Annotated in this window: 8 protein-coding genes; 4 read left to right on the top strand and 4 right to left on the bottom strand. The window is 54.7% G+C overall.

All coding sequences use genetic code 11. The annotated features are described in order from the left end of the window. From fumD to ttrS, 3 genes are all read right to left on the bottom strand, one after another. The coding region (gene fumD, locus M988_RS22595) for a fumarate hydratase FumD (protein WP_074388470.1) at window positions 1-159 on the bottom strand (159 nt) is incomplete at its 3' end. Between the two features lie 92 nt (window positions 160-251). Then, window positions 252-836, bottom strand: coding sequence for a tetrathionate respiration response regulator TtrR (gene ttrR, locus M988_RS21470; RefSeq protein WP_000974596.1), 585 nt, complete (start codon window positions 834-836; stop codon window positions 252-254). Further along, window positions 811-2,544: a tetrathionate respiration histidine kinase TtrS gene (gene ttrS / locus M988_RS21465; protein WP_080950116.1), complete on the bottom strand. Its 1,734-nt coding sequence runs from the start codon at window positions 2,542-2,544 to the stop codon at window positions 811-813. Before ttrS ends, ttrR begins: the two co-directional genes overlap by 26 nt. A 227-nt stretch (window positions 2,545-2,771) precedes the next feature. On the opposite strand from ttrS, the gene ttrB reads away from it, so the two are divergent. The 3 genes from ttrB to ttrA are packed head-to-tail and all read left to right on the top strand — an operon-like array spanning window position 2,772 to window position 7,587. Then, window positions 2,772-3,506, top strand: a complete 735-nt coding sequence (ttrB, locus tag M988_RS21460) for a tetrathionate reductase subunit TtrB (protein WP_000378466.1) — start codon at window positions 2,772-2,774, stop codon at window positions 3,504-3,506. Beyond that, window positions 3,507-4,529: a tetrathionate reductase subunit TtrC gene (gene ttrC, locus M988_RS21455; protein WP_046360939.1), complete on the top strand. Its 1,023-nt coding sequence runs from the start codon at window positions 3,507-3,509 to the stop codon at window positions 4,527-4,529. Further along, window positions 4,522-7,587 (top strand): tetrathionate reductase subunit TtrA, encoded by a 3,066-nt coding sequence (gene ttrA, locus M988_RS21450; RefSeq protein WP_000002334.1) that lies wholly within the window; start codon window positions 4,522-4,524, stop codon window positions 7,585-7,587. The genes ttrC and ttrA overlap by 8 nt, the downstream gene beginning before the upstream one ends. A 94-nt stretch (window positions 7,588-7,681) precedes the next feature. Here ttrA and M988_RS21445 read toward each other — a convergent pair whose 3' ends face one another. Next, window positions 7,682-8,494: a MetQ/NlpA family ABC transporter substrate-binding protein gene (locus M988_RS21445; protein ID WP_003029358.1), complete on the bottom strand. Its 813-nt coding sequence runs from the start codon at window positions 8,492-8,494 to the stop codon at window positions 7,682-7,684. A 104-nt stretch (window positions 8,495-8,598) separates the two neighbouring features. Here M988_RS21445 and M988_RS21440 point away from each other — a divergent pair. After that, window positions 8,599-8,784 (top strand): transposase (locus M988_RS21440; RefSeq protein ID WP_000019376.1); only part of this gene is annotated, 186 nt, incomplete at its 3' end.

The raw sequence follows: 8,784 nt of genomic DNA, 5'->3' as shown, positions 1-8,784 counted from the left end.
ACTGCGCTTCACGCGCTGGTTAGCAAGGGTGGTTCTCAGTACTCCCGCAATGACGATATGCTTAGGTTCTTGTCCCAGATCGCGCATTTCCAGCACTACTTTACCGACTACTCTGCACATTTCACGGTACAACTCGTCGTCTTTCGTCTGATTTCCCATTTTTGCCCGCTCGTCATTAACTCAAACCAACAGCATATATCACTCTGAGGATTTAGACAAAATTCAATGAAAATCAAATAAATGTTATCATTCTACTGAATTCTCTGAAGTCGATTAACGAGCTCAGCAAGACTTCCTGCCTGCATTTTTTCCATCACCCGCGCCCGGTGCACTTCAACCGTACGCACGGCAATATTCATGGCATCAGCAATTTCCCGATTCATTAACCCTTTTGCTACCAGATGCGCCAGTTCCCGTTCTTTTGGCGTAAGTTGTTGGTAGCATGAGATGATCTCTTGTCGCGAGAACGCCGCTGCCGAGACCTGCAAGGCATGTTCTAATGCTGCCTGAAGCGGCACGGCTGACACCGGTTTTTGCAAAAAGTCGACCGCGCCACGTTTCATTTGCTCAACCGCCATCGGCACATCGCCGTGCCCGGTGAGAAAGACCACCGCCAGCGTACTTGCTTTCTGACGCATGATTTCATGCACAGCGTGCCCATCCAGTACCGGCATACGCATATCCAGCAGTAGTACGCCCACCTGGTGCAAATTTGCCTCGGCGAGGAATTTCTCGCCTTGCTCCCAGCAAGACACTTCATATCCCAGACTTTCCAATAAAAACGCACAGGCCTGGGTAACGGCAATGTCGTCATCCAGCAGATGAATTATCGCCACTACGGCCTCCTTCCTGATTTGGCTTAAAATACAATGTCACTCTCGCCCCCGCTTTACCGTCCGGGGCCTGCTGATTTTTGATCTCAATATCTCCGTTTGCGTAGCGCACCAGTCGCTGACAAATGGCCAGTCCTAGTCCCATACCTTCTTTGCGGGTGGTCATAAACGGCTGAAACGCCTGATACAACTGAGCCTCGTCAATACCTCCGGCATTATCCTGCACCTGAATACGCACGCCGCCATCCTTATGCAGGGCGCTAAACCATACCGTCGTAGCGCCTGCCTGGGCGGCATTGAGTACCAGGTTAGCCAGCACCTGCTCAAGAAGAACGCTTGGCAGCATCAACGTTAACGCCTTACTAACCTGCGTGTGCAGCGTTATCGCCGGGAATTGCTGGGGCATACGCAGTAATTGCCAGACGTGATGGATAGCATCGTGAACGTTGATGGCTTGCCAGTCATCGGTGAGTACCGGATTGCCCTGTGCCTGGCTGACCCACTGCCGGAGATTGCGCAGCGTATCGGCTCCTCGTTGTGCCTGGGCGTCTATGTGCTCAAGCGCGGGCAGCAACGGATGCTGCTCATCCTGACCACGCAGGCGAATTAGACAGCCTTGGGCATAATGACGGATAGCAGACAACGGCTGATTGAGTTCATGGGCAAAACCGGAGGTCATCTCCCCCAGCACGCTCATTTGGCGGGCAGTCTCCAGCGCCTGTTCCTGTTTGTGCAACAACACGTTGTTCCGCTCCAGCTGCCTGCCACGTCGGCGAACCAACAGCATCACCCAGATGTAATTGAGCGTAAGCAACAGCAATACGATGACCACGCCCCCCATCGCCAGTCGGTGTTGAATAAACCAGCTTTTGACATCCAGCCACAGCTGACGCTGCTGCGGATGCTGTCGGACGTCGCGCAGCAACGCTTCTACTTCACGGGTCGAGGCGGGCGCACCCCAGCGAAACGTCGCGTTTTGCGGTGCATTGAACAGTACCCGCGTGACGCGATCGGCCAGCTCGTCACTCACTGCAGGTAGTGCGGCAAATGACCAGTCCGGATAGAGCGGCGTACTGGTTAAACAGGGAATTGAAGTCGGATGATTCAACACGGTCATAAAATCGGTTTTACGGATGAGGCCTTCTTCATCCATTTTTTCCAGCAGGCACACCGGCACGATCACCGCCTGCACGGCTTTTTCACGTAATAAATAGAGTAAGGCATCGGCGGGAAATCCGGTAAACGTCAGACGTAAATCACGTTCAGGGCGCAGACCGGCATCACTGAGCGCTTTATATCCCAGCAAATAGCCGCCAAACGCCTGAGCATCAATGGCGCCAACCGTTTTGCCGATCAGATCGTGTGCGGAGGTTAACCCACTGTCGCGCCTGACGAGAATGGCGCTGCCAATCACGTTACTGGTGGCTTTCCCACCACGGGTGGATCGTAACGACGCCAGCCAGCGTAGCGCTGAGCGGCTGTTAAGCTGGACAAACTGCGCCGGATTGGTGACCACAAAGTGTACCGTTCCACGATTCACCGCCTCCTGCATCTGCCGCAGGTCCAGCGGTTGAATATGAAACTGCTCACCGGGGATTTGCTGATTCAACAAGGTTTCCAGCGGCTGCCAGTGATTACGTGTAGAAACCTCCCCGCGCATCGCCAAAACGCCAATGTTCCATGTCTGCGCCCTGACCGCGCCACTTAGCATCCACAGCGACGCCAGTACCGTCAGACATCTTACTACGTTGCGTCCCACTCAATTGTCCCTGTCAATTATGTTGTTTTAGATCAACAACAAGCCGGGTATGTGGTTAACCACAATAGAGTATACCCCGTCACGATTTTTACACTGTAAATCATTGAGATTCTTTATTCATCACACGCAAATCAACGGCGTGACCAATGTTTCGTTGTTGCATCGTGACGGGAGAAAATATGGACAGCAGTAAACGGCAGTTTCTCCAGCGACTGGGCGTCCTGACCGCTGGCGCATCACTGGTTCCGCTGGCTCAGGCGCAATTTCCCTTTTCGCCTGAACGCCACGAAGGCTCACAACAGCATCGCTACGCCATGCTGGTTGACCTGCGACGCTGTATCGGCTGCCAGGCCTGTACCGTCAGTTGCGCCATTGAAAACCAGACGCCACAGGGCGAATTTCGTACCCTCGTCAACCAGTATCAAGTACAGATTGAAGGCCAGCAAAGCGTTACCAACGTCCTGCTGCCGCGACTGTGCAACCATTGTGATAATCCCCCTTGCGTGCCCGTTTGCCCGGTACAAGCCACTTTCCAACGCGAAGACGGCATTGTGGTGGTCGACAACACACGCTGCGTGGGCTGCGCCTATTGCGTGCAGGCCTGCCCTTATGATGCGCGATTCATCAACCATGAAACGCAAACCGCCGATAAATGTACCTTTTGCGTTCACCGCCTCGAAGCGGGGCTGCTCCCGGCCTGTGTGGAATCCTGCGTCGGCGGCGCGCGCATCATTGGCGATATTAAAGATCCGCACAGCCGCATTTCGCAAATGCTGCATGAGCACCATGACGCCATCAAAGTCCTGAAGCCGGAAAGCGGTACGTCTCCTCACGTGTTCTATCTGGGGCTGGATGAGGCGTTTGTTACCCCATTGATGGGACGTGCTCAACCCGCTCTCTGGCAGGAGGTTTAAATGAACCATTCACTGATTATCGACGAGGTTCTGGCCCATCCCCAGGACGTAAGCTGGTTACCCTGGGCCGTACAATATTTCTTTTTCATCGGCATTGCCGCCTGCGCCGCGCTGTTCGCATGCGTTCTCCACTGGCGCAAAAAAGAAACGGCAGACCTGGAGAATCTGACGCTGCTAATCGCCCTGACCTGCGCGATTACCGCGCCGCTGGCGCTGACTGCTGATCTACACCAAACAGCCCGCGTCTGGCACTTCTATGCGTATCCGACGCCATGGTCCTGGATGCCGTGGGGCGCGCTGTTTTTACCGCTGTTTACCGGTTTTTTAGGTCTGTGGTTTCTGGCGCCGCATGTGAAACGGCTAACGCTAAAAAGTTACAGCGTAACAAAATGGTTAGCACTTGGTAGCGCGCTGTCCGCCATCGGATTGCTGGTTTACACCGGCCGTGAAGTGTCGGTGGTACAGGCGCGTCCCATTTGGTTCAGTTACGCCTTTCCGGTTGCGATGTTCCTCAGCGCGCTGCAAACATTTCTTGCCCTGCTTATTGCCACGACAAATAGCAAGGACGCACTACCGCGTAAGCTAGCGTGGGGGCAAATGGTCACGTTGATCGCGCTGGCTATCGTGGTGGCGATCTGGGCGAGTGGGAATACGCTTTCCGGTTCGGCTATCCGTCAGTGGCTGGATGTTGCCTCTTCAGCACAACACTACGCTATCGGTTGGGTTGCGCTATGGCTTGTTTCGCTTGCTCTTTGCGGGTTGGTTGTACGTTACCCCTTATCGCTACCGCTGCGCATATTACTCGCTTTTAGCGCTATGGCGCTGTGCTGGCTAATGCGCTGGACGTTACTCATCCAGGTGCAGACCGTACCGAAATTTAACGCGCAGTTTAATCCCTATACCCTGCCCGGCGGCACCGATGGCTGGCTGGCTATTGTGGGTACCTTCGGCCTGTGGATAGCACTGATTATTATTGTTCGTGAAGCCCTGAACGCGATCGCAAGGAGAATGCAACATGGCTAATTTAACCCGTCGTCAGTGGCTTAAAGTCGGCCTTGCCGTAGGTGGCATGGTGACTTTTGGCCTGAGTTATCGGGATGTGGCAAAGCGCGCGATAGACGGTTTGTTGGACGGAACCTCGGGCAAAATTACCCGTGACCGCATTTTTGCCAACGCGCTCATCCCCGAAGCCAACGCCCGGCCTCACTGGCAGCAAAACCCGCAGCAGGTGATCTCGATGACGCAGTGCTTTGGTTGCTGGACGCAGTGTGGTGTACGGGTTCGCGTTGACACTGAGCAAGGCAAAGTGCTGCGCATTGCGGGCAACCCTTATCATCCGTTGTCGCACGAGCACCATATAGACGCCTCTGTCCCCTTTGCCACGGCAATGGAACAGTTGACCGGGGAGTCAGGTCTTGACGCACGTTCTACCGCCTGCGCCCGTGGTGCAACCTTACTCGAAGGTCTGTACAGCCCGCTACGTATTCTGGAGCCTATGAAGCGCGTCGGTAAACGCGGTGAAGGAAAATGGCAGCGCATCAGCTTCGAACAGCTGATCAAAGAGGTGGTGGAAGGTGGGGATTTGTTTGGTGAAGGCCACGTTGATGGTCTGAGAGCTATCCACGATCCCACTACACCGCTTGATGCGAAACATCCCGGCTTTGGCCCAAAATCCAATCAACTGCTGGTCACCAATACCAGCGATGAAGGACGTGATACCTTTTTACGTCGCTTCGCACTGAACAGTTTCGGCAGTAAAAACTTCGGCGCTCATGGCGCTTACTGCGGTCTGGCCTATCGGGCCGGTTCAGGTGCGTTAATGGGCGATCTGGATAAAAATACCCACGTAAAACCCGACTGGGATAACGTCGAATTCGCGCTGTTTATGGGCACCTCTCCGGCGCAATCCGGCAACCCGTTTAAGCGCCAGGCCCGCCAGCTGGCCAGCGCCCGTTTACGTGACGACTTCCGCTATGTTGTGGTGGCGCCAGCCCTGCCATTAACCACGGTGCTGGCTGACGATCGCGGCCACTGGCAGCCCGTACGACCGGGAAGCGACTCCGCGCTGGCTATGGGGATGATAAGCTGGATTATCGATAAACAACGCTATAACGCTGATTATCTCGCCATTCCCGGCGTGCAGGCCATGCAGCAGGCAGGAGAAAAAAGCTGGACTAATGCAACGCATCTGGTGATTACCGATGAAATTCCAACGCTTGCCGGACAACACCTGACCCTCGCCCATCTGAGTGCAAACGCAGCCCAGGAGCCGGTGGTCGTCAACGAGGCCGGTGAGATTGTCGCCGCCAGCAGTTGCCCGCGCGCTCAGCTGTTTGTTACCCGTGAAGTGACGCTGGCCGACGGGCAGACAGTAACGGTAAAAAGCAGCTTCCAGTGTCTGCGTGAGTCCGCAGAGAAACTGTCGCTAACGCAGTACAGCCAGCAGTGTGGGGTGTCAGAAGCAGACATTGCCGTTCTGGCCGACGCATTCACCCGCCACGGGCGTAAAGCGGCGGTGATCACGCACGGCGGAATGATGGCAGGCAATGGATTTTATAACGCCTGGTCGGTGATGATGCTCAATGCGCTTATTGGTAACCTCAGCCTTGAAGGCGGCGTGTTCGTCGGCGGCGGCAAATTTAATGGTGCCACCGACGGTCCGCGCTACAACATGGACAGCTTCGCCGGGAAGGTAAAACCGAAAGGGTTAAGCATCGCGCGCAGTAAAACCGCTTATGAGTCTTCGGAAGAGTACCGCAATAAGGTGGCTGCCGGGCAATCGCCCTTCCCGGCTAAAGCGCCGTGGTATCCGTTTGTCGCCGGTCAGCTTACCGAACTCCTCGTCTCGGCGCTTGAAGGTTACCCTTATCCGCTGAAAGCCTGGATCTCCAACATGACCAACCCGTTTTACGGCATTGCGGGGTTACGCGGCGTGGCGGAAGAAAAGCTCAAGGATCCTGCTCGTCTGCCGCTGTTTATTGCCATTGACGCCTTTATGAACGAAACCACGGCGCTGGCAGATTACATCGTGCCGGATACCCACAACTTCGAAAGCTGGGGATTCAGCGCTCCGTGGGCGGGCGTGGCCAGCAAAGCCACCACCGCGCGTTGGCCAGTTGTCAGATCGGCGACCAGCCTCACGGCTGACGGTCAACCGGCCTCGATGGAGTCTTTCTGTATCGCAGTGGCAAAGCGCATCGGGCTACCTGGATTCGGCGACAATGCAATTACCGATCCGCAAGGTAATCACTATCCGTTGAACCGTGCGGAAGATTACTACCTGCGTCTCGCGGCCAATATTGCGTTTATGGGCAAAGCTCCGGTTGCTGAAGCACAGCCGGAAGACATAGCGCTGACCGGGGTCCAGCGGATCATGCCTGTGATGACCCAAACGTTGAAAACCGATGAAATCAGCCGAGTGGCGTTTATCTACTCCCGCGGCGGGCGCTTTGCGCCGGACAACAGCGGGCGAGTTGATAACCGCGTCGGCAATGCCTGGGAAAAACCGCTCCAAATCTGGAATGCGAACGTCGCCGCGCACCGCCATGCGATTACTGGCGAGCGCTACAGCGGCTGCCCGGCCTGGTATCCATCACGTCTGTCAGATGGACGTGCGGTCGAGGAGTTGTTCCCGGAACAAGAGTGGCCGTTGAAGCTGATTTCCTTCAAATCCAATACCATGTCCAGCGCCACGGCGGTGATCCCACGCCTTCATCATCTGAAGCCGGTTAATCTGGTGGCGCTCAATCCACAGGATGGTCAGCGGTATGGTTTAGCACACGGCGATATCGTGCGTATCACCACCCCTGGTGGTCAGGCGCAAGCGCAGATAAGCCTGCTGCATGGCGTCATGCCGGGTGTCATCGCCATTGAACATGGTTACGGACATAAAGAAATGGGCGCGGCACAGCATACCCTCGACGGTGAGCCGATGGCGTTTGATGAGCAGATTAAGTCGGGGATTAATCTCAACGAATTGGGTTTTGCGGACCCAACCCGACAGGTAGCCAATACCTGGCTTGACTGGGTGTCGGGTGCGTCGGTGCGTCAGGGGTTGCCAGCGAGAATTGAGCGAGTGTAGCTCTGGTGCCGCATGGCATCGCGAACGCGTTTTACCCGGCCTACAGGACATCGTAGGCCGGATAAAGCACTGCCGCCACCCGGCAAAAAGCAGATTAGTTGTTTACCGGGATCACCGCACCTTTATATTTAGTACGGATCCAGTCCTGGATCTCTTTTGAATGCAGGACATCAACCAACGCTACGATATCCTTTTTCTTCTCGTCGCCACGATGCACGGTAATGATGTTGGCATACGGGTTGTTTTCACCACTTTCAACGGCAATAGGATCTTTCACTGGATCCAGCCCGGCATCGATGGCGTAGTTGGCGTTAATCACCACCGCATCGCCTTCGTCGTTGTTATACATCTGCGGTAACAGCGCGGCTTCCACGTTTGGCAGGAACTTCAGCTTTTTCGGGTTTTCGACGATATCGCTAATGCGCGCGGTTACTTTATCCACGCCCGGCTTCAGCTTGATCACACCCTCTTTTTCGAAAATCGACAGAATACGACCTTCCTCAGATACCGCATCACGCATGATGACTTTGCCGCCTTCCGGCAGATCTTTAAGTGATTTCACTTTTTTCGAATAGATACCAATCGGCTCAATGTGAATCGCTCCGGCGCTAACGAAGTCATACGTTTTATCGCCTGCATGGTCTTTAATCACGCTGTTCAGGTACGGAATATGCTGGAAGTAGTTGGCATCAATCTCACGGCCAGCCAGCGCAGTGTTCGGCAGAATGTAATCCTGGAACGGTTTAATCTCCAGATCGATCCCCTGCTTCGCCAGAATCGGTTTGGCCTGTTCAAGGATCTCCGCATGCGGCACGTTAGACGCGCCAACGGTCAGAGTATCAGCCCAGGAGGCAAAGCTCAGGGCGCTTAAGGTTGCTGCGGCGAGTAACGTCAGTGATTTTTTCATGATAATGGTTTCCGTATTTTATTAGCGTTTATCTAAGGAAGGTGCGAACAAGTCCCTGATATGAGATCATGTTTGTCATCTGGAGCCATGGAACAGGGTTCATCATGAGTCATCAACTTACCTTCGCCGACAGTGAATTCAGCAGTAAGCGCCGTCAGACCAGAAAAGAGATTTTCTTGTCCCGCATGGAGCAGATTCTGCCATGGCAAAACATGGTGGAAGTCATCGAGCCGTTTTACCCCAAGGCTGGTAATGGCCGGCGACCTTATCCGCTGGAAACCATGCTACGC

This window comes from Hafnia paralvei ATCC 29927, assembly GCF_001655005.1.
Taxonomy (GTDB): domain Bacteria; phylum Pseudomonadota; class Gammaproteobacteria; order Enterobacterales; family Enterobacteriaceae; genus Hafnia; species Hafnia paralvei.
Note: the sequence above shows the minus strand (reverse complement) of the source record. Positions and strands in the feature narration are given on the sequence as shown.

What these genes read in the sequence shown, in the direction of transcription:
- ttrA (WP_000002334.1), top strand. Translation starts at nt 4,522, where the DNA reads ATGGCTAATTTAACCCGTCGTCAGTGGCTTAAAGTCGGCCTTGCCGTA.
- ttrB (WP_000378466.1), top strand. Translation starts at nt 2,772, where the DNA reads ATGGACAGCAGTAAACGGCAGTTTCTCCAGCGACTGGGCGTCCTGACC.
- ttrS (WP_080950116.1), bottom strand. Translation starts at nt 2,544, where the DNA reads ATGCTAAGTGGCGCGGTCAGGGCGCAGACATGGAACATTGGCGTTTTG.
- ttrC (WP_046360939.1), top strand. Translation starts at nt 3,507, where the DNA reads ATGAACCATTCACTGATTATCGACGAGGTTCTGGCCCATCCCCAGGAC.
- M988_RS21445 (WP_003029358.1), bottom strand. Translation starts at nt 8,494, where the DNA reads ATGAAAAAATCACTGACGTTACTCGCCGCAGCAACCTTAAGCGCCCTG.